This is a genomic window from Helicobacter felis ATCC 49179, assembly GCF_000200595.1.
GTDB lineage: Bacteria > Campylobacterota > Campylobacteria > Campylobacterales > Helicobacteraceae > Helicobacter > Helicobacter felis.
In genome coordinates, this window is the sequence record NC_014810.2 from 409,865 (window position 1) to 435,283 (window position 25,419).

The following is a 25,419-nucleotide window of genomic DNA, read 5'->3' on the forward strand; positions in this document are numbered from 1 at the left end:
GCCTTCCCTAAAGCAAAAAATTATAACTAATGTAATAAATATTGCCACTAGCAAAGGCGTAGGCAAAGGCATGGCTAGATTTGAGAGGGGGCATTTTGAGGGCTAGCTCAAGGCGGTGGCGATGATCCAAAGTGAGAGCCACACCTAAGTTTACCACCAGGCCAAACCCATTAGGATTATGCGTTGCGCTTGGGTAATCCTTATATCCATTCCAGCCCACACCAAGCCCGCCAAAGACTCCAATGGCGTATTTCCTTTTCGCATCGATAGATTTATCCATAATCAAATCCACATTTGCGCTCGCCATTTGATAGCTACTGCTTTGATTGGCCTGCAAAACACTTTTATTCACTCCCCCCAAATATTCTCCATAAACCCGCACGCCTCCTACATCGCTTCCGATGTATTTTTGATAACCCGCCCGCACTCCATAAAAGAGAGGTAAGCTATCCACTTTAGTTCCGGCAATCTGCAAAGAGGTTTGGGCTAAAAGGGCCCCTATAAAAACTCCACTGCGCTTTTTGGCTACCTCTTGGGCTAGCTTGAGCTCTTGGATTTCATAAAGTTGCCCCTTGAGCATGTAAATTTCAAAATCTTTCTGAGCTTTTGGAGAGCGTTTTTCACGCGTAAAAGTCCCACCCCAACATATTTCAAAAATCAAGACAAACAACCATATCCCATGTCTAAAAGACATATTGATACCCCACATGCATCAATCCCCCCCACCATGAAATATCTTTATTGGCCAAAATTTTAAGCTCAAGTTCCACGCGATTATGCCCTAAGATACTAAAGGCAATTCCTGTGTTAGCCATCATGCCAAAAAAAGATGAGGTGTTGTTCCCTTGACTAACCACTCCCACCCCCACTCCTAATAAAAATCCCACAGAGAGATAACGCCTCACAAAGGGCAAGTTAGGATCGATCATCAAATCTGCATTAATAGTCGCGCTTTGATAACCAATAGTCCCAATATTGGATTGCTTAGGGATCGCCCCAATATATTGGATATAAATCCGACGACCGATGAAATTAGGCCGCATGGTTTTGGCAAAAAGAGAAGGTCGGAAAGTTTGATAACCAAACCGCGCCCCCACACTCCAAAGATATTCCATGTTTTTGCCCTCTAGGCTTCCCTCCTGCATGGCGTGCTTGATAGCGCTATTATAAAAAAACCCCGTACTCACCCCCAACAACAGCCCTGTTTTTTTCTCCGCGTCCTTGATGCTATCAATGAGTAGGGCGATTTCTTTATCCGTATACTCTCCATAGAATTTAATGTATTTATAATATTTGGGATCAAGAGTTTTATAATCAATACCCCATAGTGATGGTGTATAAAAAAAGATAAAAAAAGATGCCTGTAGCACCTTACGAATTTCCAAGACACACCCTAAATTTTTAGCCCTATCATAGCATTTTAAAGGTAAAATCTCTCAAAAAGTGCAGTCATGAAAAAAATCACCTTAGATTCTCTGTATCGTAAAAAGCACCCCAAAGAAGGCGCAAGCCCTTGCAAAATCAGCGCGATCACCGCTTATGATGCGCTCTTTGCAACTCTTTTTGATCCCTATATAGATTTGATTTTGGTAGGGGACAGCTTGAACATGAGTTTTAACCACATGCCAGATACCTTGAGTATAGGCATGGCAGAAATGCTTTACCACACTAAGGCGGTGTGCCGAGGCACTCAACGCGCCTTCGTGGTGGCAGATATGCCCTATGGGAGCTACACTAATGAAAAACAAGCCCTCAAAAATGCCTTAAAATTCTACCAACAAACCCGCGCAGATGCGATCAAGCTAGAGGGAGGGCAGGCGCGCGCACCTTTGATTAAACGATTGGTGCAAGAGGGATTAGCGGTGGTAGGCCATGTGGGACTCTTGCCCCAGAGTGTGCGCGGAGTGGGGGGCTATAAGATTGCAGGTAAGACAGAGAAGAGCGCGCAACAAGTCTTAGAGGATGCTTTAAGTGTGCAAGAGGCAGGGGCAAGCTTAGTGGTTTTAGAGGGTGTGGTCGCATCTGTAGCCACAAAAATCACTGCTCGCTTAGACATCCCCACCATAGGCATAGGGAGCGGGGCGGGGTGTGATGGACAGATTTTAGTCTTTAGTGATATGCTTGGACTATTCAAAGCATTTAAGCCTAAATTTGTGCGCTCGTATTTAGAGGGGGCGGCCTTGATTGAACAGGCGGTGCAAGACTATATTCGAGACATCCAAACGGGGCATTTTCCCTCTGAACAAGAGAGCTATTGATGTCAAGACTTGTGAGTGTGGAAGCCCTTAACTTAGAAGAGCAGGAACATTTAAGTCTGCGCCCTAGTTTATGGGAGGACTACATTGGACAAGAGCAAATTAAAAAGTTATTACAGGTTTCTATTAGCGCCACTCTTAAACGCCAAGACACCCTCGATCATGTGCTCTTTTTTGGTCCTCCGGGTTTGGGTAAAACCACTCTAAGCCACCTCATCGCCAAAGAACTTAATGCTAATATCAAAGTTACTACCGCCCCCATGATTGAAAAAACGGGCGATTTGGCCGCTCTTTTAACCAATCTCAACCCCAAAGACATTCTTTTTATTGATGAAATCCACCGCCTAAGTCCAGCGATTGAAGAGGTGCTTTACCCGGCGATGGAGGATTTTAGATTAGATATTATCATCGGCTCTAAAGCAGCCGCACAGACCATTAAGATCGATTTAGCCCCCTTTACACTCATAGGCGCGACCACGCGCGCGGGACTGCTTTCTAATCCTTTGCGCGAACGCTTTGGCATGCATTTTCGCATGCAATTTTATAGCATAGAAGAACTCGCTACAATTATCACGCGTGCCAGTGTGAAATTGCAAAAAGAGATAGAGGATGAGGCTAGTATAGAGATTGCCAAACGCTCAAGAGGCACGCCCCGCATTGCCTTAAGATTGCTGAGGCGCGTGCGCGACTTTGCCGATCACGCCAATGAATTGTGCATTTCTTTACAGACTACGCTTTTTGCCCTAGAGGAATTGGGCGTGAATGCGCATGGTTTTGATGCCCTAGACTTGCTCTATCTCAATCTCTTGGCCAATGCTAAAAACAAAGCCCTAGGGCTGAATACTATTGCCGCGAGTTTGCATGAAGATGAAAGCACGATTGAAGAGGTGATCGAGCCTTTTTTGCTAGCTAATGGGTACTTAGAACGCACGGCTAAGGGGCGTATCGCTACGCTTAAAACCTATGAAACCCTCAAGCTAACTTGCCCTAGATTGATCTAAAAATTAAAAAAATCGTAAGCATAGCATGCTATACTACGCTACTTGGTTTTTTGCTAAGTTTTTTGGGGCTGAACAGGATTTCGACAAGGGTTGCATAGCGTGGATTGCATGCCAAGTGTCTCTTGTAAAACGACACAAACAATAACCGTAAACAATCCTAATTACGCTCCCAACTACGCTAAAGCTGCGTAGCGAGCTGGAAGTTTGTGGGGTCGCTGGTGTCCTGCAGGCGTTCCATTACTTTTTGCCAGATGCCTTTAAAAAGTGCTCGCTTTTTAGAGTAAGATTTAGAGCTAGGGGTCTTTTAAAAGCTGGAGAGGTGGCTTAGAGAGAACCCGAATTTTTAACACTTCTCTAAGCATGTAGATGTCCACGGATGGATGTGATTTTTGGACTGGGGTTCGATTCCCCACAGCTCCACCATTTTTACAATGTTTTCCCCTTAGAAAGAGGATTGAATACACCAATGATTTTTAAGCAATATTTTTTAATACCTGTTGTGTGGATGCTAGGTATGGTGTCTTCGCTACTAGGTATTGATGTCCATGCGCTCTCCAAAGAAGAAGCCAAAAGCGTTGCTTTGGTGAGTAGTTTAGTAGTGATTAGCAATAAAATTTTAGAAGATGCCATCGATAATGGCCGCGATTATAGAATAGTCAAAAAGCTGGATGGTCTTTATCAGAAAATCAAAAATATTAAGAGTGTGATCGCTCCTAGTGAAAATCCCCCCGGAGGTCCTAAAAAAAAGGAGGGTTTTGAGATGGCGTTCAAAAAAGCTTTGGAACACCCAATTGACTTAGATAAAGCCCTCGATCTTGTGGATGCTCTACAAAAAGAGCTCAAAGACCCCAAATGGGACACCGATCTTGGTCCTTTGATCGCCCTACTTGAGCAACTTCAAAACTCTCTACACACTGCCATGGACCTCAAAGCCCAATGGCTCAACACCCGCAAGGCCAACTAAAGCCAGTTGTTAATATCCCCGCTATAGCGCACAGCTTTAGTGTCTGTGTTTTCTATTTTTTCTAAGCTAGCTTGGATATTAGGAGGCAGGGGATTTTCGTCCGAATAGCTAAAATGCATATGTGCGCTCAAGACTCCGGGGATGTTTTCAATCTCTTTATTAGCCCGCAATTCCTCCTGCACACTAGGGGCTTCAATCAAAGCAATAATCACTTGCTTTTCTCGATCAAAAGCCCCCACTTCCACATACTCTAAAGCTTCAATTGCTTTTAAGCTCTGCTCAAAACTCTCCAACTGAACCTTAACAATCACACTAGAAATATTCATGTTGTTTTCTCCACAAATAAAATAGATTGGCTAGGGCAACTTGGCGCGCACCTGCCGCACCCCGTGCATAAATTGTGCACGCGCGGGGCAAACATGCCTTGAAAAATGATCGCATTCTCAGGGCAAGCATCCTTGCATGTGAAACACACCACACCTTGATAACTCAGGCATGTTTGCGAATCGATGAGCGCCCATGTGTCTATGCGATTCTCTCTAGTGCCCTCTAACACTCCCGCGTGCTCCTGAGCACACACGCGCACACATTCCCGGCAAAATGTACACCCCCGCTCTTTAAAGTCCAAATAAGGGCGTGTAGCCTCTTTTTTGATAATGATATGCTCAGGACAGATCAAGGCGCACCCCCCGGCACAATCTAGGCAATCTTGCACTTTTTGAGAGTTAAAATAGGGTAGAGGGATAAGAAAAGGCTTGCGTTTCAGACCTTTAAAGATTTCCCTAAAAGGTTTTTTAGCATCCATGCTCAATACTCATTTCCAAACCCACCGGGCAGTGATCGCTCCCCAAAATATGAGCGTAAATACACGCGTCTTTAAGCTGGGATCGCAGGCCTTGAGAGGCTAAAAAATAATCAATGCGCCAACCAATATTGCGCGCCCTAGATTGATTCATATAGCTCCACCATGTGTAAACCTCTGTTTTATCGGGGTAAAAATGGCGATAAGTATCGATCAAGCCCAGTTGGAGTAATTGGCCAAAAGCGTTGCGCTCTGGATCACTAAAACCCGCGTTATAGCGATTACTCTGAGGATTAGTCAAATCGATTTCAGTATGAGCAACATTCAAATCGCCACATATTAAAACCTCTTTATGCGATGCTAGATTCTGTAAAAATTCCCTAAACACACTTTCCCACTGCAGGCGGTAAGGCAGGCGCAATAACCCTCTTTGAGAATTGGGCGTGTAAACATTAACCAAATAAAAGTATTCATATTCACATGTGATCACGCGCCCCTCTGTGTCGTGTTCCTCTAATCCCAAGCCATAGCGCACATCCAAAGGCGCGCTTTTGCTCAAGGTCAGCACCCCGCTATAGCCCTTCTTTTGCGCGCTATTCCAAAAAGCATGGTAATTTTCAAAGACAAAATCCGCCTGATCGGGTTGCATTTTGGTTTCTTGCACACAAAATATATCAGCCCCACTCTTCAGTAAAAAATCCTTAAAGCCCTTTTGCATGCACGCCCGCAAGCCATTCACATTCCAAGAAACTAAGCGCATAACCTCTCCTTTAGAAAAATCCACAGGATTATAACAATTTTAAGTTAAATTTTAGGGAAGTGTATAGTATAATTTCAGTTTATGGCTTGATAGCTCAGTCGGTAGAGCAGAAGACTGAAAATCTTCGTGTCGGTGGTTCGATTCCGCCTCAAGCCACCATCTAACGCACAAAATCCCAAAATAATTTTAGAATAGTCGCCCCCACCACACACAAAAACACCCTGCGGATAAACTTCACTTCTTTAGCCATCACCAAATTAGAGCCCACCCACGCCCCCAACATCTGCCCACAGCCCATTAAAAGCCCCACCACCCAAATCACCTGCCCCCCGATTAAAAACACGCTCAGGCTAATAATATTACTCGTGAAGTTAAAAACTTTAGTGTGTGCGGTGGCTTTTTTCATATTCAATCCCAAGAGCGCGACCATTACAAAAGTCCAAAACGAGCCCGTGCCCGGCCCAAAAAAGCCATCATAAAACCCTAGTCCCAACCCAAAAATGGCGTAAAAAAGGGTGGGTTTGATCTTAGGATGGCTATCGCCTTCGCCTACTTTGGGAGCTAGCAAGGTGTAAATAAAGATCAAGCTTAAGAAAATAGGAATGAGTAGGCGCAAAATGTCTGCTTTGAGCCATAAAATGAGGGTTGTGCCCAAGCCTGCGCCCACCACCACGCACCCCACCCCAAAGGCGATTTCTCTTAAAGAAACCATGCCTTTTAGACAAAAATTCAGCGTAGCCGTGAAACTCCCAAAACTGCTCTGAAGTTTATTAGTGGCTAGGGCTAAGTGGGGAGGAATCCCCAAAGCTAGCAGAGTTGGCATGGTAATCAACCCCCCACCCCCAGCAATGGAATCCACCAACCCCGCGCAAAAAGCCACCACAACTACAATCACATACACATACCATTCTAACTCCATCACACTCTCCCTAATAGACTCTTCGCCGATTATAACAAAGCTCTATTAGAGAGATTTAGTCCAAATCTAACTCACGCTCCTAAATCATTACTTAACTCACACAGCGTGCGGATATTTTGGTTGTGGCTATCATACACCCAATGCTTATCAAAGGCATGTTTTGCCCCTGAGTTGCCATTGACATCGAGTAAATAAAATCGGTTTTTATCTTGGCGTTTGTTTTGCATTTGCCTAGCAAGGTCGCCCATGTTGGTGTTGGTAAAGTAGCCATCTGAGATCACTAAAAGGTCTGCATTCTTATAGTTTTCCTTCTCCATCTGCTCTATGCCCTGCTTGATGGCTAAATCCACATTTTCCCAGCCATCCCTAAAACTAAAGGTTAAGAAGTTATTGAGTCTAGCCATCCAATCCCCACCGCTCAAATCTAGCGCGGTTGTCCCCTCGCTAAAATTAATCAAATAACACGCCCGTTTTTCTCTCTTGGCATGCACGGCTAAAAACAAAGTCAAAGCCTTAGCAATAAGCTCAGGATCACCACTCATCGACCCGCTGGTATCCACGCAGATAATGATCGGTCCTTTTTCCCCTTCTTTTTCTTGCTTCTTTTCTACTTCCACCTCCACTTCCTCTACACCCTCCAAATGGTGGTCTATATAGCCCTGCTTTTCAAAACAAAAGAGGCGTTTTTCTGTGAATTTCAGGTAAAACAACACCTCTAAATCGGGGTCATCGAGCAAGGCTAATTCTTGGGGGATTAAATTTTCTAAATCATTGCTCAAATGAATCCCGCAAATCTCCTCTTTATAATCTCTGGTAGGGTGGCGTTCTGTGTAAGAATAGCTTTTAAGCTCCTTGATCATCTCTTTAATCATTTCTTGTTGCATCTCTTTCATGCGCCCTAGTAAATCGCAAATTTGCATTAAGGCTTTGTTGTTTTGGATTTGGTTAAAGAGGGCTTTAATTTGGGCGAGATTTAGGCGTGTAGGGCTAGAGCCCACAGAAAACGCATGCCCTCTATGTTGGGTCTCTATATCCGTATCCAGCCCCTCTAAATTTTCTAACGCGCGTTTTTGTGCCTCTAAATCGCCTAAGCCCTCTAAATCTAGGGATTCTAGGGCTAGCCCCTTAGCGTCCATAAATAACCCACTTGTGCCAAAGAGTTCGGGGGCTTGTTTGGTCAGCTGTTTTGCCTGCCATAGGGCTTTAAACCATGCGCGCATGCGCTCTAAAAAATCCTGCTCCATTTTGGCTTGTGTGGCTTGTTTCCAGGCGTTGATTTTATTGTCTAAAATGCCCCGCCATTTATCTAAAATAAAGCGGTGTAAGGTAGCGCGATCGCTATCTTTATCTTTGGATTTTTCTAACGCTTTTTCTTGGGTGTCAATAAAACTCAAATCCTCTTGGGGGTTATGGGCATGAAACTGGGCGCGGGTATTTGCTACTAAATCTTTTTGTTCTAGGTGGGCGTGTTTGCGTTGGTAGTGGGCGAGACTCTCCTCAAAAAAAGGGTGGTTTTTTAAAGCCTCTTTAATTTGGCTGTCCTTTTCTTGGCAAGCTAGCTCAAATTGCGCGGCGATCTCAGGGTCTTGTAAGAGATCGTAGGTTTGGAGGTCGTTCATTTGGTGTTTTGGTAGTCTTGTTTCATTTTTTCGGCAAGCTCTAAGAGAGGGGGAATGCAGTTGTGAATAGGATCCTCCAAATTCTTCATAAAACTATCTGAACCATTGCCAATAGAAGTAACAATACTTTTAAAAATTGGATGATGTGGAATACTACCTAGTAAATGAGACGGGTAACGCAATGTTGCCAAAGTCTTTCGCAAGTCGCTCTCAGTCGTGTTGCCATTGCAATATGCTACTAAAGCTTTGGCAATATCTCTAATAGCTTTTTTAAACTCTTCGGTCTTGATCACTGCAACATCTTGAATGTCTCCATGTGTCCTAATGATATTGGTAATGTTTTTACGAAGTCCTTTGCTATCCTGCACCTCTGCGGGCTTGCTAGGCTCTGGCGGTTGTGGAGTTGGAGGGTTTTTATATACCTCCTCTAATTGTAAAGACAACACCTTAAACTCCTGCAATAATTCCTGTGTGCTCGCAAAGGCGATCTTTTGATCTTTAGAGGATAAAAACACATTCGCCTTTTGGCTCATCTCATGTAAGTTTCTCTCTAACTCGCTGGTATGGGCTTGTATCTCTGTGTGGGCGTGCTGGTAGGTTTTCTCAAATTCCTCTGTGCTCTTGTGGGCGCGCACCCACTCTAGGTATTTTAAGCTCTCTTGCGCCTTTTCCAAGTCCCTAGCCTTTGCATGGCTACTTTTGAGCACCTGCGCTAAAATCGCATTGACTAAGGGGATTTGCTCTAGGCTATCCCATAAACAATGTCTAAGCAAGGCAAGATCGGGGGTGGTAACTTGGGGTTGGTCGCTTAAAAGGGCAGCAACTTGCAAAAGCTGGGCGCATTGTTTGAAACGCCGATCAGAGGGGGTAGCAATCAAATTAGAATCGGACTCTGTAGTTTCTTGCTCCTCTTGTGTGGGCGCGCTCTCGCCTAAGAATTTTGCCACTAAGGCGGGGTTGTGTTTGAGTTGCTCTAAGGTCGCCTTGATGGTATGCAAACTCTCTAGGGCTTCTTGGCTAAAGGGGATTTGGGCGGCTTGTTGGTGGATACTTTCTAATTCCTCTAGGCTAAAGGCGTGTTGGCTAGAACTCCTGCCCTCTTGGCTGGTAATCAGTTTGAGAAAATTCTCTTTAGATTTTAAGGGCTCTACAAAGTAGCGCAAAAGCATGCGATCGTAAAGGGCTTCTAGCCCTTGATTGGTGGGAGGGAATTCATTGCTCGCGCACACAATGCCCTTTAGGGGGACTTTAATATCCGTGTCGCCCTCTTTGAAAAGCCTTTCGTTAATGATGGTTAGTAAGGTGTTTAAAATGGCGGGTGAGCTTTTCCAAATTTCATCTAAAAAGGCAAAGCTAGCGGTGGGTAAGTAACCTTTGGTGTTTCTCACTAAGCGGTTTTGCTTCAACTGCCCGATGTCAATTGGACCAAAAATATCTTCAGGGGTGGAAAAGCGGTGCATGAGCGCGCTAAAGAAGTCTTTAGGTTCGCCAAAGGCAAGGCTGACTTTTCTAGCGATCATGGATTTGGCTGTGCCGGGCGGTCCGTATAAGAAAATGGCTTTACCGGCAAACATGGCGAGCAACACCAAGCGCACGCACTCCTCACGCTCATATAAATCTTTTTCTAACTCGGCAATGAGATTTTTAACTCTGCTTTTGTAAGACATAAAGCCTCCTTGTAAAAGGGATATTATAGCGTAGCCTGTTGCGTATTTTAGGACTAAAGCGAGGCTACAGATTTAAGTTTGTTGTATTAGAATACCTTACTCCTTTCACTCCAAAACCACCTGTGGGGGAATATCACAACGCCCAAAATTGCCGGGCGTGATTATGTGATCTTGCCTCTATATAGCCCAAAAACCCACGCCGTGCCAGAACGAAGTGGCTTAAACCAATGGAACGCAGGGGGTAGAGCCAGGAAGTACGGCGAGGTGTATATCCCTGTGCCTGCACAAATCCATCAATTAGCCCCACATTTTTTCCCTCCCCGGGATACACCCTTTGATTTGAAAACTCCACTTGGACAGATTTTACAAGCAAAACTCTGCCAAGATAATAGTAAGGCACTTATGAGCAATCCTAATAATGCTTTAGCCAACTGGCTTTTAAAAACAGTCTTGAGGTTGCAAGAAGGGGAGCTTACCGCTTATGAAAAAATGCAAATTTTGGGTTTGGATTGTGTGGTCATAGAAAAAATTCAAGAGGGAGTTTATAGCATTGATATTCGACCGCTAGGCAGTTATGAGAAATTTATTCAAGATTGCATGGGCGTGGAGTTTGTTTGAATGCGCTTAGAGCTTTCCATACAAAAATAGCTTTACTCAAAGTTTGAGCTATCTAAAATAGGGATTCAATCTGTTATAATGCCAGCGGAGAGCGAGCATGGCTGGTGCGTGCCTTGGGCTTCAAACCCAAAGAGCGTTTAGGTGTCCTAAGCGTTGCAAAGTTCGATTCTTTGGCTCTCTTGCCCTTAAAGGATTATCATGCAGGAAATTTTTCTATGTTCTATCTCTAATGTCAGCAGTGGGGATTGTAGTGAGGATTGCGCTTACTGCACTCAAAGTTCGCACCATCAAGGTAAAATCCGCCGTTATAAGTTTAAAAAAATTGAAGAAGTGGTTGATGAGGCCAAAACTCTGCGGGGATTTGGCGCTTTAGGTTTTTGCCTTGTAACTTCTGGGCGGGGTTTGGATTCTAAAAAATGTGATTACATCGCTAGCTTGGGGCGCGCGATCAAAGAGGAAGTGCCCGATCTGCACCTGATTGCTTGTTGTGGGCGCGCCGATGTGGAGTCTTTAAAGTTTTTAAAAGAAAATGGCATTGACAGCTATAACCACAACCTAGAAACCTCGCAAAATTTCTTCCCTCAAATTTGTTCCACCCACCCGTGGGAGGAACGCTACCAAACTTGTGAAAATGTCCTAAAAGTGGGTCTAAGTCTGTGTAGTGGGGGGATTTTTGGCATGGGCGAGAGTTATCAAGATCGCATCGATATGTTGCGCGTCTTACAATCTCTGGCCCCAGCGACCACGCCCATTAATTTTTTCATTCCCAGCCCCTCCCTGCCTATCAAACAACCCATTATGAGCTCTGAAGAGGCGCTAGAATGCTTGGTATTAGCTAGGGAGTTTTTACCTAAAGCGCGTTTGATGATAGCAGGTGGGCGCGAAGTGGTCTTTAAAGATTCACAAAAAGAAATCTTTGATTGTGGCGTGCAGGCGATCGTCTTGGGAGATTATTTGACCACTAAGGGCGATGCCCCTACTAAGGATCTTGAAATGCTGAAGGAGTGCGGTCTACAAATCGCCACCACCTGCCATTAATGTCCAAGTTTCGCCTTTTGCTAGCGCGTGCCTTTGGGCGCGCACGCGCCCTATTTTATTATTGCCTTCACCTCTATAAGTCCAAATTCGAGTCCCATTTTGATGAACTTGCTAGGATTTTCTATTACGCCTCTTCTTTAAGTTTTTATACCATTCTCTCCCTCTCTCCGGTGTTGCTTTTCATCGCCTTGATCTTTGTTAGTCCCTTTTCAAAAACCTTTGAAGTGGAAACTTTTTTCTTGCCCAATAGTCCGGATTTTATGAAAATTGGGGATCTTTTCTTGAAATCTTTTATGCGCAATAACCGCACGCTAGGGATTATAGAAATTGCTTTCATTGCGCTAGCTTTTTTCTTATTTTGTGAAAACTACCGCTATATTGCCTCCCAAATTCTCAACGCCCCTCCTAGAAAATACATCCATTTAGGGCGTGTTAAAATTTTTCTGTTTTGGGGGTTGGGAACGGGTCTTGTGCTAGTGATCGCGCTCTTAATGCTCATTGTGGCTCATATTTATATCCACCGCAATATCCACAACCCTTACTTATTGGCCCTGTTGCGATGGATAACTCTCTATGTCTATTTTTTACTCCTTTTTTTCCTCCCCACTCAAAAAGTTTTTAAACACAAATGGCATCTATTGGTGTGGAGTGGGGGCACTAGTCTTTGTTGGACATTGATGAAGTGGGGCTTTGTTTACTACATTCTCTACAACCGCACTTACCACGAGTTATATGGATCGATTTCTATTTTGTGGTTTTTTATGTCCTATATCTATATCTCTTGGCTGGTACTCTTGTTAGGGCTTTATGGTGTGCAGCTGTGCAGTCATTCAACCTAGCGTGCTATACTTCAAGTCTATTTCAACTGAAAGGGGTTTTAATGATTAAGGGTTTTGCGATGCTTGGCATTGGTAAGGTGGGTATTATTGAAAAAGAGCATTTAGAGTGCGTGGTGCCCGTGCGTCAAAAATTAGAATGTGGTCCGCATGATGCCCTTGTGCGTCCGATTGCAGTCGCGCCCTGCACTTCAGACCTACACACCTGCTATGAGGGGGGGATTGGAGAGCGCACAGACATGTTTTTAGGGCATGAGGGAGTGGGGGAAGTTGTAGAAGTGGGGAATTTAGTCAAGGATTTCAAACCCGGGGACAAGGTGATCATTCCAGCTATCACGCCTAATTGGAGTTCCTCAGGGGCACAAAGAGGTTATCCCCAACATGAAGAAGCCCCTTTAGCCGGTTGGAAATTTTCTAATTTTAAAGATGGGGTTTTTGCTGAAAAAATTCATATTAATGACGCGGATGGGAATTTGGGACACCTGCCCGAAGGGGTCGATCCTAGCGAAGCGGTGATGCTTAGCGACATGGTTACCACCGGCTTTCATTGCGCCGAGCAAGCAGACATTAAACCCGGTGATCGCGTGGCTGTGGTGGGCTTGGGTCCGGTAGGCTTGATGGCTTTAGCAGGGGCAAATTTAATGGGAGCTAGTGAGATTTATGCGGTGGATTGCGTGCCTTTTCGCTATGAAGTGGCGCACAAGCACTATGGCGCAACCCATTTTATCGACTTTAGCAAAGCCCCCATGCAAGAGCAAATCATGGAATTAACTAAGGGCAAAGGGGCTGATAAAATTTTGATCGCTGGAGGGGGCACAGATGTTTTAAGCGATGCTTGCGCGTGTGTGATTAATGGAGGCGTGGTGTCCAATGTAAACTACTTTGGTTCAGGGGATTATCTGCGTGTTTCGCGCCTGCATTGGGATGTGGGCATGGGGCATAAAACCATCAAAGGAGGCTTAACTCCGGGAGGGCGTTATCGCATGGAAAAACTCGCACGCCTCTTACAAACTAAAAAACTTGATGTCAAGCCCATCATCACCCATAGACTTGAAGGAAGATTTGAAGAAGTTGCCCAAGCCCTCGCGTGGATGAAGGACAAGCCGGCCAATTTCATCAAACCGGTTGTCAAAATTAAATGGTAGAGGTGTTGGTTTTAGGGGGAGGTTATGCCTCTCTCTCTTTTATTAAAAGTTTGCCAGCTAAGGCGCGCTCTCAGTATCGTATCCGCCTGATTTCTCAAACTCCTTTGCATTATTTCAGTGTGCTTTTACACGAAGTGTTGGCCGGGCTCAAGGGGCAATACACACTCCCTTTAAGCGAAATTTTGCCCAAAGAAGTGGAGTTTGTGCAAGATCGCATCTTGGAGATTCAAGAAGGACTTGTGATCGGGCAGGAGGGAAGCTATCGCTATGACAAACTCATCGTTGGCTTAGGGTTTAAAAGCGAGAGTTTTGGCGTGCCCGGGGTAGAAGCGTGCGCACAAAGCATTACCAATTTTGAAAATGCCCAAGAGACGCATCAAAGGCTCTTAGAAGCCCTGCAGAACTTCCAAGAGCAACGCCCCTTTAGCGTGGTGGTGTGTGGGGCAGGGTTTAGCGGAGTGGAGTTAGTAGGGGCGTTGAGCGACACTCTGCCTATCATCTCTCAGGGCAAGGCGTTTCAGATCACCTGTATAGAAGCAATGCCAACGATTTTACCCATGTTCAAGCCCGCGCTCGCTCAAAAAGGGTTTGATTATCTGCAAAAAATAGGCGTGGCGATGGAAATGGGGACAAAAATTTTAGCCTGCAAGTCTAAGGGCGTTTTAGTTGAAAAAGAGGGCACACAAAAGGAAATTTTGGCAGATTTTCTCATATGGACTTGTGGGGTGCGTGGGAGTGAGGTCATTGACAACTCAGCGTTCTTAAAAGGTGTGCGCGGGCGTGTGGAAGTCAATAACTTTTTAGAACCTACTCATTTGCCCGGTAAAGGAATTTTTATTTTAGGAGATTGTGCAGGGGTTAAAACTGCACAAGGGCGTTTTTACCCCCCGACTGCACAACTTGCCCGCAAAATGGGGATTTATCTAGCCAAAGAGTTGGCGCGTACGGGCATAGGCCAACCTAAAAAGCCTTTTGCGTATACGCCTCAAGGCACCCTCTGTTCTTTTGGCGCAGGTTACACAATAGGACAAATAGGTCCTTTTTATGTGCGTAGCAGGGTAGCAACTTGGCTCAAAAAATACATTGAATGGAACTGGAAGAGATTTTTATTAGCCAAATAGTCCTCAAGGCAGATCAAGCCGTTTACAAAAGTAAACGAAATATACGCTATAGTAGCTCCATGAAGTTTCAAGGTAACTTGACCTTCAAATATACGAAAGGAGACGAAGGCTATGAGCAGCAACAGCAATAACAGCAACAGCAATCGCAATAACAGCAACAATAGCAATAACAGCAACCGCAACAATAGCAATAACAGCAACAACCAAGATTAGTTGCAGGTGTCCCTCCTTTTGGAGGGCGCACAAAACCCAAATTCTATCTTAAATTTTTTCTTTTGTCAAGAACTCTCATCTAAATCCCAACGCATTGGAATGTTTTTCTGCTTTAAGAAGTTCTGCGCGCGTGAAAAAATGCCACTGCCTAGAAAAAAGGGAGGTTTGCGTTGGGCTAGAGGGCTTGGATGGGGCGCACTTAGAATCAAATGCTGAGGATTAGGGTTTAAAAGTTTAATTTTTTCTTGAGCCACACGCCCTAAAAAGATAAACACTAAAGGTCTCTGCAAGTTGGAGAGTTGGACCAAGATTAAATCTGTAAAACTCTCCCACCCCAAATGCGCATGTGATTTGGCCTTGTTTTTTTCTACGCTCAAGATGGCGTTGAGCAATAACACCCCCTGCTTGGCCCAAGATTGTAAATTACCATGTTTGGGTGGGAAAATGTGCAAACTCTGTTGCAATTCCTTATAAATATTTTGCAAACTCTTAGGAATGGGCGCATGGGTGGGCACACTAAAACTTAGACCCATCGCAAGGGGATGTTCTTGATTTTTATAGGTGAAGACTCCATGGTAGGGGTCTTGGCCAAGCAAAATAGTGTGCAGGGACTCTAGAGGAGTGGCTTCAAAGGTCTTAAAAAGCGCATTAGGGAGTGGGAATACACGCGTTTGGTGTTTTTGGGCTTCTGTCAGTGCTTGCATATAATTATGATTCAAATGCTTGAAATGGGAATTTTGGATCGCGGGCTGTAAAAACGCGCTCCATTCAGGGGGCAGGCGTTCTAAGGCATGGAAAAGCATACATATCCTTTAAAGCAAATGGGTTAAATATGCCATATTGTCCATTGGGAAATCTTTACAGAATGAATGGAGTTTTCAAACCGCCTTATAGACACTAAAAAGTCTTTTTTATGAATTGCAATGTATAACTTTTAAATCCAAACAGATCACAGGAGTATATGTGAACAAGACTTTAGGCAATCTTTTATGGGCGATCGTGGCTATTATCGGGGCGGTATGCTTAGGAGTATTAGCCTTGCACAAGGGCGAGAGTATCAACACGCTTTGGCTTGTGGTGGCGGCTATTTGCATTTACTCATTGGGTTATCGCTTTTATAGCCATTTTGTGGCTTATAAAGTTTTACGCTTAGATGACACGCGCGCCACGCCTGCATGCGTGCGCAATGATGGGCGCGACTATGTGCCTACAAGCAAACCTATTACCTTTGGACATCACTTTGCGGCTATTGCTGGGGCTGGTCCTCTAGTAGGACCAATTCTGGCCGCCCAAATGGGTTATCTACCCTCTGTGTTGTGGATTTTAATTGGGAGCGTTTTAGGGGGCTGTGTGCATGACTTTGTGGTGCTCTTTATGTCCATGCGGCGCAATGGCAAGTCTTTGGGCGAAATGGTCAAAGACGAGATGGGATCAGTGGTGGGTTGGTTTGCGATGCTAGGGATTTTGGGCATTATGATCATCATCATCGCGATTTTAGCAATGGTGGTGGTCAAGGCATTAGCGCATTCTCCTTGGGGGCTTTTTACTATTAGCATGACTATCCCAATTGCTATTTTTATGGGGCTTTACATGCGCTTTTTGCGCCCGGGCAAGGTGCTAGAGGCGTCTTTAATTGGCTTTGGGTTGTTATTGGCAGCGATCTATTATGGTAAAGTTGTGGCGAGCGATCCTAACTTAAGCGCGATTTTTACCCTCAAAGCCACCACGCTCGCGTGGATTGTGATTGGGTATGGCTTTGTGTCCTCTAATTTGCCCGTGTGGTTTTTAATGGCACCGCGCGACTATTTGAGCACTTTTATGAAAATCGGGGTGATCTTAGTTTTGGTGATCGCCGTGATTGTGGTCGCCCCTCCTTTGCAAATCCCTAAAGTAACTTCTTTCATCGATGGCACGGGACCGGTCTTTGCCGGAAGTCTTTTCCCTTTTCTCTTCATTACTATTGCATGTGGGACGATTAGCGGTTTCCATGCCTTGATCGCCTCAGGCACGACACCTAAGATCATTGAAAAAGAAAGCCACGCGCGCGCGGTGGGTTATGGGGCGATGGTAATGGAATCGGTGGTTGCGATTATGGCTTTGATCATGGCAGCTATCTTGCACCCCGGGCTTTACTTTGCGATCAATGCGCCAGAAAACGCGATAAGTGCAGATATTGTTCAAGCCGCCAAAGTGATCAGTTCTTGGGGCTTTACCATTACCCCCCAAGAAATCCAAGAATTGACCCGTAATATTGGTGAGCACAGTATTTTGAGTCGCACGGGAGGCGCGCCCACCTTTGCGATCGGGCTGTCCATGCTGGTTTATCACATCGTGGGCAATCCTGCTGTGATGGCATTTTGGTATCACTTTGCAATCCTCTTTGAAGCTCTCTTTATTCTCACTGCCGTAGATGCAGGCACACGCACCGCCCGCTTTATGATTCAAAACATTTTAGGTCATCTCTATAAGCCTTTAGGTAATACGCGTTCTCAGGTTGCCGTTTTTGTAGCGACTTTTCTTTGTGTGAGCTTTTGGGGGCATTTTCTCTATCAAGGGGCTATCGATCCTAAAGGAGGAATCTATACCCTCTGGCCCCTATTTGGTGTGAGTAATCAAATGTTAGCAGGCATGGCACTTTTACTCAGCACCACCATTCTCTTTAAAATGCAACGCTTTAGGTATTCGCTAGTAACAGCTATCCCCGCAGTCTTGATCTTGGGAATTACTTTTTATAGCGGTACTTTAAAAGTTATGCCAAGAAGTGATAATGAGGTGGCTAACCATGTTTCTCATGTGGCTACTGCGCAGATTCTCTATGAAAAAATCAGCCATACGCAAGAGCCTGAAGTTCTTTCTATCTTAAAGCAGAGTTTAACAAACCACATTATCGATGCGATCTTGTGTGTTTTCTTTATGGTGGTTGCATTCATGGTGTTTATTGCCAGCGTGCGTATTTGCTATAATGCCTATCGTTACAACAAAATCAGCCCCCCGCTGTGTGAAACCCCCTAACCCTTAAGCCACTTCAGGCTAGAATAGGGGGAAAATTCCCAAGGATTTTTATGCATTTCCCCCCTTTTGATTCAGCCTTAGAAAAGCATTTTTACCAGATTTGCCAAGATCGGGGCTACTTTGAGGTAGACAGCGATTCTACCAAGCCCCCCTTTGCTATCATCATGCCCCCGCCCAATGTAACCGGTCGCTTGCACATGGGGCATGCTCTCACTTTAAGCTTGCAAGATATTTTAGTGCGCTTTAAGCGCATGGATGGCTACAGGGTGCTCTATCAGCCCGGTTTAGATCACGCTGGGATTGCGACCCAAAATGTGGTTGAAAAACAGCTTTTAGCTCAAGGGATCAAAAAAGAGGAGATTGGAAGAGAAGCCTTTGTTAAAAAAGTTTGGGAGTGGAAAGAGTCTTGCGGGGGGCAGATTGTAGAGCAGATGCAAGAATTGGGGATTTCTTGTGCGTGGAGTCGATTGCGCTTTAGCATGGATGCTGGCTTGGAGAGGGCTGTAAAAATCGCCTTTAAAACATGGTTTGATCAAGGCTTGATCGTGCAGGACACCTATATGATCAACTGGTGTTGCAAGGATGGGGCGCTAGCAGATATTGAAGTGGAGTATGAGCAAGAGGCGGGCAAACTGTATTATTTGCGCTATCTTTTAGAGAGAGGCGGGGAGGTGGTGGTTGCCACCACGCGCCCAGAAACCTTTTTTGGAGATGTCGCCTTAATGGTGCACCCGGAGGATGAAAGATACCAACACCTCATCGGACAAAACGCCCTTTTGCCCTTGAGCAAACGCCCTATTCCTATCATTGCCGATTCTTTTGTAGACCCTAGTTTTGGGAGCGGGTGTGTCAAAGTAACCCCTGCACATGATCCCAATGACTATGAAGTGGGCAAACGCCACCAACTAGAACCCTTAGTGATCTTTGATCAAAAGGGGGTTTTAAACGCGCATGCAGGGAAGTTTGCCGGATTAGATCGCCTTGAGGCGCGCGAGGGCATTGTGCAAGCACTTAAAGCTGGCGGGTTTATTGTAGAGATCAAAGATCACCCCCACCAAGTGGGCAAATGCTACCGCTGTGCTAGCTCCATTGAGCCCTATATCTCCAAACAATGGTTTGTTAAACAAGAAGTTGCCAAAGGTTCTATAGAAAAAATGGCGCAAGGTTTGGCGCAATTTTACCCCCCCCATTGGCGTAATAATTACAACGCATGGATGCAAGAGTTGCGCCCGTGGTGTATTAGCCGTCAATTATGGTGGGGGCATCGTATCCCTGTTTTCACCTGTTCTAAGGGGCATCAATTCGTCCCCCAAGATTTGCCCACTCACTGCCCACAATGCCAAGACACCCACCTAGAACAAGATTCAGATGTCCTAGACACTTGGTTTAGCTCCGGGCTTTGGGCATTTAGCACCTTGGGTTTTGCCCAAGAGGGGTTAGAGGGCTTTGAGGGGGTGAAGTTTAATTTGAATGATTTAAAAGATTTCTACCCTAATAGTGTGCTCATAACCGGTTTTGATATTCTCTTTTTTTGGGTGGCTAGAATGCTTTTGAGCGGAGAGAGTTTGCTAGGTGCGCTCCCCTTTAAACACATCTATTTACATGCTTTGGTGCGCGATGAAAATGGGGAGAAAATGAGCAAATCTAAGGGGAATGTGATCGACCCCTTAGAACTCATTAAAACCTATGGGAGCGATGCCCTGCGTTTTGCCTTAGCGATGTTGTGCGTGCAGGGGCGGGATTTATGCTTAAACCCCAAAGTCTTAGAGCAAGCCCGACATTTCAGCCACAAACTCTACAACGCTGCTCTCTTTTTAAGCACACAGCAAGCCCAAGAGGTTACAGACTATCAAACTAATTTAGGGCTTTATGCCAAATCCCGTTTAAATGCGACCACTAAAGAGGTGCGTAGCGCACTCGAACTCTACCGCTTTAACGATGCTACCACTGCCCTTTATCGTTTCTTTTGGGGCGAGTTTTGCGATTGGGTTTTGGAGTTTTCTAAAGCTTACAAAAATACAGAGCAATCTAGCCGAGTTTTTGGCGAACTTGTCAGCGTCTTTAAAGAGGGTTTGTGTCTCTTGCACCCCTTTATGCCCTTTGTGAGCGAATATCTTTACCAACACCTCAATAAAAGCACCTTAGAGCAGAGCCCCTCGATTATGGTAAGCCCCTACCCTGCAGACACTGGACAAAATAGGGCTTTAGAGACACGCTTTAACTTGATTAAAGAGAGCATTACAGCTCTAAGACGCCTAAAAATTTTGCTCAACACTCCCATTGAACAAGCTTATATTGAAAGCCAAATTGCCCTAGAAACTGAGGATAGGCATTTTATTAGCAAACTGAGTAAAATTGCCCATGTACATTTGAGTAGCAGCAAACCGCCTAAAGCTTTGAGCGACACGGGCGAGCTTGGCATTGTGCATGTGAGCTTAGAGGGGGTAGATGTGAGCGCGCTTGTGGGGCGTTTAAAAGCACAATTAGAGAAATTGCAAAAAGAACAGGCGAAATTAAACTTAGACAACCCACAATTCTTAGCCAAAGCCCCCAAAGCCCTCTTAGATAACTTGCATGAACGGCTCAAAACCATTCAAGAAAAGCAAGCCCAAATACAAAAAGAACTCTCTATGTTGCAAGGATAATACATGTTTGACACCCTCACACAATCTTTTAAAAACGCCTTAGGTAAAATCCGTTTTCAAGATGACTTAAAAGCCCTAGAAAAAGCCCTAGATGAGCTTAAAAAGGCTCTTTTACGCAATGATGTCCATCACAAGGTCGCCAAAGAATTAGTCAAAAATATTGAGGCTAAAACCAAAGCTAAGGGCATTGGCAAACAGCAGTTTTTAGATTCTCTGCAAGAGAGTTTGTTAGAAATTTTGAGCGTGCCCGGGGCTTCTAGTGGTTTTGTTTACGCCCCCACGCCTCCTACCATCGTTTTAATGTGCGGACTGCAAGGGGGGGGTAAAACCACCACTTGCGCCAAACTAGCCAACTATCTTAAAACCCGGCATAAGAAAGTGTTGTTAGTGGCGTGTGATTTAGAGAGATTAGCCGCTATTGAGCAGTTGCAAGTTTTAGGGGAGCAAATTGGCATAGAGGTTTACCACCAAGAGGGTAGCGTCTTAGACATCGCTAAGGGGGCTTTAAAGCGCGCCCAAGAGGGGCAGTTTGATGTGGTGATTGTGGATAGCGCGGGGCGTTTGGCTATTGATAAGCCTCTGATGGAGGAGCTCAAAGCTTTAAAAAACTTGTTAAATCCCCTTGAAACCTTTTATGTGGCTGATGCGCTCAGTGGGCAGGATGGAGTGCGCTCGGCGCAGACTTTCCACACAGAAATAGGTCTTAGCGGGGTGGTGTTAAGCAAGTTTGATAGCGATTCTAAGGGCGGGGTGGCTTTAGGTATTGCCCATCAATTACAAATCCCCTTGCGCTTCATTGGGCATGGGGAGAAGATTCCAGATTTAGATGTGTTTGTGCCTGATCGCATCGCTCAACGCTTGATGGGTGCTGGGGATATTGTGAGCTTGGCAGAGAAAACAGCCAGCGTGATCGATGTCAAAGATGCCAAAAATCTGTCTAAAAAGCTCAAAAAAGGGCAATTAAACTTCAACGACTTTTTAGAACAAATTGAGAAAATCAAAAAATTAGGCTCGCTGAGTTCTTTAGTTTCTATGATCCCCGGGCTTAGCGGGGTAGCGGGCACGCTTAAGGGCATGGATTTAGAAAACTCCACAGAGATTAAAAAAATTAAAGCGATGGTCGCCTCTATGACGGCCAAAGAAAGGGAGAATCCAGCTATTTTAAATGGAAGCCGCAAAAAGCGCATCGCTTTGGGCGCGGGGTTGGATGTGGCTGAGATCAATCGCATTTTAAAACGCTTTGAGCAAATGGGGCAATTTGCTAAAAAATTGAGCGCTAAGGGGGCTATCCCCAACTTTTTACAAGCTTTGCAAAAAAAAGGAGGCAAGGCCTGATCATTGCTCAATGAGATCGCTAAGTTGCTTTTCTAACATCACAATGGCTTGGAATTGCGTAAGGATTTCGTGCATAAGGGGCATACAATTTTGTAGAGGTGTAGCAAGTTGCATGTCCTTAGCGATGGATTTATAGCCATCTAAAATTCCTTCCAAATAATCAAAATGGTCATTGTTATGTTCATAATAATCTTGCAAAACACGGAAAAGCGCGGCATTTTCTCTAAATACTTCGAGGACACGCGCGCTTGAAGCACTATCCATTTGCACTCTATGTGCACGGATATCTAAAGCAAGGGTACTTAATTTATTGTTTAAAATCCCAATATTGTATCTAACTTTAGCCTGATAGAGAGCCATTTGATAAATTGTGTCTTTAATATTTTGAATCTGAAATGATGAGGCCATTAAACCTAGAGACAAATAAAGAAAGCATAAGAAAATGCGCATCACAAGCCTTTTTAAGACGCATTCTACACCCTCTGTGCTATACTCAAACTTATTTACTGACGGAAGGTCGCTTTGCAATCCCTACTCTTCACCCCCGGACCAACACCCATTCACCCTAGTATTTCTAACACCCTGAGCCAACCTACTATCCACCACCGCACTCCTGAATTTGAAGCTATCTTTGCTTTTGTGCGTGAAAAACTAAAAGAGATGATCGGGCTTGCTGAGGTGTTAACTTTGGTGAGCAGTGGCACGGGGGCGATGGAAGCCGCTCTTTTGCAATTTGTGCGCCCCATAAAAGAGCCCGCCCTCTTGGTGCTCAATAATGGCAAGTTTGGCGAACGCTTTGCCAAGATCGCCCAAGCACATGGTTTAAATGTTTTGGAGCTTAAAAGTCCATGGGACACTCCCATTACCCCCAAACAGGTGCTAGAAACCCTGCAGGCTCATCCTACCATCCACGCTATCGCCCTGCAGGTGTGCGAGTCTTCGGGGGGCTTGCGCTTGGATTTTGAGGGCATCACTCAGGCAGTCAAAGCCCATAACCCAGAGATCATTACGATCATCGATGCGATCACCGCTTTAGGGGTCGAACCCCTACAGACAGACCATGTTGATGTGCTCATTGGGGGAAGTCAAAAGGCTTTTATGTTACCTGTGGGTTTGAGTTTCTTAGGTTTGAGCGATTTTGCCCTCTCAAGGTTAGAAAATAAGGGCTATTATTTTAATCTTGACCTAGAGTTGAAAAACCAACAAAAAAATACCACCGCTTTTACTGCTGGTATCTCTCATATTTTAGGCCTAAAAACCTACTTTGATAGCCTGCAAGATTTAGGCGGGTTAGATGCCTTGTATGTAGCCACCAAAAAGCGCGCCCAAAGCACGAATTTAGCCCTTGAGGCTTTAGGGTTTTCCCTCTATCCTAAAAGTCCTGCTCCTTGTATGTCTGTGATTTACCATCAAGAGGCGAGCCACATTAGAAAGCATTTACACCACAAATACGGGGTATTGGTGGCCGGAGGGCAAGATGCCTTAAAAGATTATCTTTTGCGCATCAACCACATGGGGATCATCGAGATCTACCAAAGCGCGTGGATGCTCAATGCCTTAGAACAAAGTCTAGTGGATTTGGGCTTGCGTCCTAGTTTTGAGGGCGTAGCGATCAAGGCTTTCATGCAACACTACTACAAGGGGGTTTAATGCATCTTTACTATGGCTATAATGAGTTTAGGCAGGATGTGGTGGATTTGGCTAAAATGGTGCAAAAGGACTTTAAACCCCAAGCTATCATCTCTATCTTGCGTGGGGGGATGACTTTGGCGCATTTTTTGGGCTTGCATTGGGATATCAAAGAGGTTTATGCTATCAATGCGAGCTCTTATAGCTCCGATCGCACACAGGGAGACCTAGAAATTCACAATGTCCCGCTTTTAAAACCCCAGCACCAAAATATTTTAGTGGTGGATGAGATTATTGATAGCGGGAAGAGCTTTATGGGAGTGATGCGAGTTTTGCAGGAGAAATACCCTCAAGTCTGCTTTAAAAGCGCGGTGCTTTTCGCCCAAAAAAGCGCGCAATTTAAGGCGGATTATATCCTCAAAGAAGCTACTTCTTGGATCGACTTTTTTTGGGAGGTAGACACACAGGGAGATTACATTGCCTAAATTACACCTTGTTTCTTTGGGTTGTTCTAAAAACTTGGTAGATAGCGAGGTGATGTTAGGCAAGCTCGCCCATTATGAACTCACCTCTGAGATGAGTCTAGCCGATGTGATCATCATTAATACCTGCGGATTTATCCAATCTGCCAAAGAGGAGAGCATTAGGGTCTTGCTTGAGGCGATCAATGGGCGCAAAGAGGGGGCTTTAGTGGTGGCTAGCGGATGTTTGAGTGAGCGTTACAAACAGGAACTCGCTAAAGAATTGCCCGAAATTGACATTTTTACTGGGGTGGGCGATTATGACAAAATCGACACGCTATTAGCCCAAAAACAAAGCCAATTTTCCAAGCAGGTTTTTTTAGCCGGGACACAAAAGCGCACCATCATCGGATCGCAAGTGCATGCCCATGTAAAACTCTCAGAGGGGTGTAATCAAAGTTGTAGTTTTTGTGCTATCCCTAGTTTTAAAGGCCGCCTGCAAAGCAAAGAGATAAAGAATGTATTGGTAGAGATAGAACAATTAGTCAAACAGGGTTTTAGCGATGTGAGCTTCATCGCCCAAGATTCAAGCTCTTATCTTAAAGATAAGGGTGTAAAAGACGGATTAGTTCAGTTGATTAAGGCTATTGACAAGCAGGGTGCGCTTAAAAGCGCGCGCATTTTCTATCTCTATCCTACCACGACCACCCTAGAGCTTATTGAGACTATCGCTAATTCCCCCATTTTTATGAATTATTTTGACATGCCCATTCAACATATTTCAGATTCCATGCTCAAAACTATGCGCCGTAATTCTAATAAAGCTACGCATGTCAGGCTTTTGGAGGCTATGCGCGCTGTGCCGGCTAGCTTTTTGCGCACCACGCTGTTATTAGGGCATCCGCACGAACAAGAGGCAGACATTGCAGAGTTGCAGGAATTTTTGCAAAGTTTTAGTTTTGATCGCATCAATCTTTTCGCCTTTAGTCCTGAGGAGGGCACAAAAGCCTATGAAATGCCCCAAATTCAAAGTAAAGTGATTAACGCCCGCTTGGATCAAATTAATGCGCTTGTGCAAGCACAAGTAGAGACCTCCATGCAACAACTTGTGGGACAGACTTTGGATATCATTGTGGAGGGCTTGAGTGAGGATGGGCTTTTTTTGAAGGCGCGTGATAGGCGTTGGGGCTTGGAAATCGATGGAGAGATTTTGATCAATGAAAGCTTTTTAGATTATACGCCTCCCGGGCATTATAAAGCTCTTTGTCATACCTATGAGAAGGGAATTTTGCTAGGCAAAGTGGTAGAATAGCCTGTTCTGATTTTTGCTATTTTCCAGTCTTGCATTTGTTAGGGCCAAGTTATTAAGGGTTTATGCT

At 44.9% G+C, this 25,419-nt stretch carries 25 protein-coding genes, 2 tRNA genes and 1 other RNA gene; 17 read left to right on the forward strand and 11 right to left on the reverse strand.

The window, feature by feature from the left end; genetic code table 11:
- Positions 1-7 precede the first annotated feature (7 nt).
- Positions 8-709, reverse strand: a complete 702-nt coding sequence (locus HFELIS_RS02130) for an outer membrane beta-barrel protein (protein WP_013468892.1) — start codon at positions 707-709, stop codon at positions 8-10.
- On the reverse strand, positions 684-1,379 hold the full coding sequence (locus HFELIS_RS02135; RefSeq protein ID WP_049776998.1) for a hypothetical protein: 696 nt from the start codon (positions 1,377-1,379) through the stop codon (positions 684-686). Before HFELIS_RS02135 ends, HFELIS_RS02130 begins: the two co-directional genes overlap by 26 nt.
- A gap of 72 nt (positions 1,380-1,451) precedes the next feature.
- Here HFELIS_RS02135 and panB point away from each other — a divergent pair, with 72 nt between their 5' ends.
- The 4 genes from panB to HFELIS_RS02150 all read left to right on the forward strand — a co-directional run bounded on the left by panB (position 1,452) and on the right by HFELIS_RS02150 (position 4,220).
- Positions 1,452-2,258: a 3-methyl-2-oxobutanoate hydroxymethyltransferase gene (gene panB, locus HFELIS_RS02140; protein ID WP_013468894.1), complete on the forward strand. Its 807-nt coding sequence runs from the start codon at positions 1,452-1,454 to the stop codon at positions 2,256-2,258.
- Complete coding sequence (ruvB, locus tag HFELIS_RS02145; RefSeq protein ID WP_013468895.1) at positions 2,258-3,256, forward strand: Holliday junction branch migration DNA helicase RuvB; 999 nt, start codon at positions 2,258-2,260, stop codon at positions 3,254-3,256. Before panB ends, ruvB begins: the two co-directional genes overlap by 1 nt.
- Positions 3,257-3,320: 64 nt before the next feature.
- Positions 3,321-3,679: a transfer-messenger RNA gene (gene ssrA / locus HFELIS_RS08685) on the forward strand.
- 43 nt (positions 3,680-3,722) lie between these two features.
- A complete protein-coding gene (locus HFELIS_RS02150) occupies positions 3,723-4,220 on the forward strand; it encodes a hypothetical protein (RefSeq protein WP_041303102.1) in 498 nt (165 codons plus the stop codon).
- On the opposite strand, the gene HFELIS_RS02155 is transcribed toward HFELIS_RS02150, so the two are convergent.
- The 3 genes from HFELIS_RS02155 to HFELIS_RS02165 are packed head-to-tail and all read right to left on the reverse strand — an operon-like array spanning position 4,217 to position 5,782.
- On the reverse strand, positions 4,217-4,546 hold the full coding sequence (locus HFELIS_RS02155; protein WP_013468897.1) for a chaperone NapD: 330 nt from the start codon (positions 4,544-4,546) through the stop codon (positions 4,217-4,219). The genes HFELIS_RS02150 and HFELIS_RS02155 overlap by 4 nt on opposite strands.
- Entirely contained in the window at positions 4,543-5,025 is a 483-nt protein-coding gene (locus tag HFELIS_RS02160; protein WP_013468898.1) for a 4Fe-4S binding protein, read from the reverse strand. The genes HFELIS_RS02155 and HFELIS_RS02160 overlap by 4 nt, the downstream gene beginning before the upstream one ends.
- Complete coding sequence (locus HFELIS_RS02165; protein WP_013468899.1) at positions 5,015-5,782, reverse strand: exodeoxyribonuclease III; 768 nt, start codon at positions 5,780-5,782, stop codon at positions 5,015-5,017. Before HFELIS_RS02165 ends, HFELIS_RS02160 begins: the two co-directional genes overlap by 11 nt.
- 83 nt (positions 5,783-5,865) lie before the next feature.
- Here HFELIS_RS02165 and HFELIS_RS02170 point away from each other — a divergent pair.
- Positions 5,866-5,941, forward strand: a tRNA-Phe gene (locus tag HFELIS_RS02170).
- A gap of 1 nt (position 5,942) precedes the next feature.
- Here HFELIS_RS02170 and HFELIS_RS02175 read toward each other — a convergent pair.
- The 3 genes from HFELIS_RS02175 to HFELIS_RS02185 all read right to left on the reverse strand — a co-directional run bounded on the left by HFELIS_RS02175 (position 5,943) and on the right by HFELIS_RS02185 (position 9,987).
- Entirely contained in the window at positions 5,943-6,701 is a 759-nt protein-coding gene (locus HFELIS_RS02175) for a TSUP family transporter (protein WP_013468900.1), read from the reverse strand.
- Between the two features lie 71 nt (positions 6,702-6,772).
- Positions 6,773-8,320, reverse strand: a complete 1,548-nt coding sequence (locus HFELIS_RS09285; RefSeq protein ID WP_013468901.1) for a vWA domain-containing protein — start codon at positions 8,318-8,320, stop codon at positions 6,773-6,775.
- Complete coding sequence (locus tag HFELIS_RS02185; protein WP_013468902.1) at positions 8,317-9,987, reverse strand: AAA family ATPase; 1,671 nt, start codon at positions 9,985-9,987, stop codon at positions 8,317-8,319. The genes HFELIS_RS09285 and HFELIS_RS02185 overlap by 4 nt, the downstream gene beginning before the upstream one ends.
- A gap of 165 nt (positions 9,988-10,152) precedes the next feature.
- Here HFELIS_RS02185 and HFELIS_RS02190 point away from each other — a divergent pair, with 165 nt between their 5' ends.
- From HFELIS_RS02190 to HFELIS_RS02210, 6 genes are all read left to right on the forward strand, one after another.
- Positions 10,153-10,605 (forward strand): phospholipase D-like domain-containing protein, encoded by a 453-nt coding sequence (locus tag HFELIS_RS02190; protein ID WP_231844190.1) that lies wholly within the window; start codon positions 10,153-10,155, stop codon positions 10,603-10,605.
- Positions 10,606-10,692: 87 nt separating this feature from the next.
- Positions 10,693-10,787 (forward strand) — tRNA-Sec (locus tag HFELIS_RS08875).
- A gap of 16 nt (positions 10,788-10,803) precedes the next feature.
- Positions 10,804-11,643, forward strand: a complete 840-nt coding sequence (locus tag HFELIS_RS02195; protein ID WP_013468904.1) for a biotin synthase — start codon at positions 10,804-10,806, stop codon at positions 11,641-11,643.
- 17 nt (positions 11,644-11,660) lie between these two features.
- A complete protein-coding gene (locus tag HFELIS_RS02200; RefSeq protein WP_231844191.1) occupies positions 11,661-12,482 on the forward strand; it encodes a YihY family inner membrane protein in 822 nt (273 codons plus the stop codon).
- A gap of 41 nt (positions 12,483-12,523) precedes the next feature.
- Entirely contained in the window at positions 12,524-13,624 is a 1,101-nt protein-coding gene (locus HFELIS_RS02205; RefSeq protein ID WP_013468906.1) for a zinc-binding dehydrogenase, read from the forward strand.
- Entirely contained in the window at positions 13,618-14,745 is a 1,128-nt protein-coding gene (locus HFELIS_RS02210) for an NAD(P)/FAD-dependent oxidoreductase (protein WP_013468907.1), read from the forward strand. The genes HFELIS_RS02205 and HFELIS_RS02210 overlap by 7 nt, the downstream gene beginning before the upstream one ends.
- A gap of 84 nt (positions 14,746-14,829) precedes the next feature.
- Here HFELIS_RS02210 and HFELIS_RS09465 read toward each other — a convergent pair whose 3' ends face one another.
- Positions 14,830-14,952, reverse strand: coding sequence for a hypothetical protein (locus HFELIS_RS09465; RefSeq protein ID WP_267891124.1), 123 nt, complete (start codon positions 14,950-14,952; stop codon positions 14,830-14,832).
- Between the two features lie 71 nt (positions 14,953-15,023).
- Positions 15,024-15,761 carry a uracil-DNA glycosylase gene (gene ung / locus HFELIS_RS02215; RefSeq protein WP_013468910.1) on the reverse strand — a complete coding sequence of 246 codons (738 nt, stop codon included), beginning with the start codon at positions 15,759-15,761 and terminating at the stop codon, positions 15,024-15,026.
- A gap of 160 nt (positions 15,762-15,921) precedes the next feature.
- On the opposite strand from ung, the gene HFELIS_RS02220 reads away from it, so the two are divergent.
- From HFELIS_RS02220 to ffh, 3 genes are read left to right on the forward strand one after another with little or no spacing between them, the layout of a single operon-like run.
- Positions 15,922-17,970 carry a carbon starvation CstA family protein gene (locus HFELIS_RS02220; protein ID WP_013468911.1) on the forward strand — a complete coding sequence of 683 codons (2,049 nt, stop codon included), beginning with the start codon at positions 15,922-15,924 and terminating at the stop codon, positions 17,968-17,970.
- Between the two features lie 50 nt (positions 17,971-18,020).
- Positions 18,021-20,615 carry a valine--tRNA ligase gene (locus HFELIS_RS02225; protein WP_013468912.1) on the forward strand — a complete coding sequence of 865 codons (2,595 nt, stop codon included), beginning with the start codon at positions 18,021-18,023 and terminating at the stop codon, positions 20,613-20,615.
- 3 nt (positions 20,616-20,618) lie between these two features.
- Positions 20,619-21,950 (forward strand): signal recognition particle protein, encoded by a 1,332-nt coding sequence (ffh, locus tag HFELIS_RS02230; protein ID WP_013468913.1) that lies wholly within the window; start codon positions 20,619-20,621, stop codon positions 21,948-21,950.
- Here the strand turns inward: ffh and HFELIS_RS02235 are convergent, their stop codons facing one another.
- Positions 21,951-22,400, reverse strand: a complete 450-nt coding sequence (locus tag HFELIS_RS02235) for a hypothetical protein (protein ID WP_013468914.1) — start codon at positions 22,398-22,400, stop codon at positions 21,951-21,953.
- 72 nt (positions 22,401-22,472) lie between these two features.
- Between HFELIS_RS02235 and HFELIS_RS02240 the strand changes: the two genes are divergently transcribed.
- The 3 genes from HFELIS_RS02240 to HFELIS_RS02250 are packed head-to-tail and all read left to right on the forward strand — an operon-like array spanning position 22,473 to position 25,352.
- The gene (locus HFELIS_RS02240) at positions 22,473-23,600 is read left to right on the forward strand and encodes a pyridoxal-phosphate-dependent aminotransferase family protein (RefSeq protein WP_013468915.1); all 1,128 of its coding nucleotides are present in this window, start codon (positions 22,473-22,475) and stop codon (positions 23,598-23,600) included.
- Positions 23,600-24,064 (forward strand): phosphoribosyltransferase, encoded by a 465-nt coding sequence (locus HFELIS_RS02245; RefSeq protein ID WP_013468916.1) that lies wholly within the window; start codon positions 23,600-23,602, stop codon positions 24,062-24,064. The genes HFELIS_RS02240 and HFELIS_RS02245 overlap by 1 nt, the downstream gene beginning before the upstream one ends.
- A gap of 52 nt (positions 24,065-24,116) precedes the next feature.
- Positions 24,117-25,352, forward strand: coding sequence for a MiaB/RimO family radical SAM methylthiotransferase (locus HFELIS_RS02250; protein WP_231844206.1), 1,236 nt, complete (start codon positions 24,117-24,119; stop codon positions 25,350-25,352).
- The last annotated feature ends 67 nt before the right edge of the window (positions 25,353-25,419 follow it).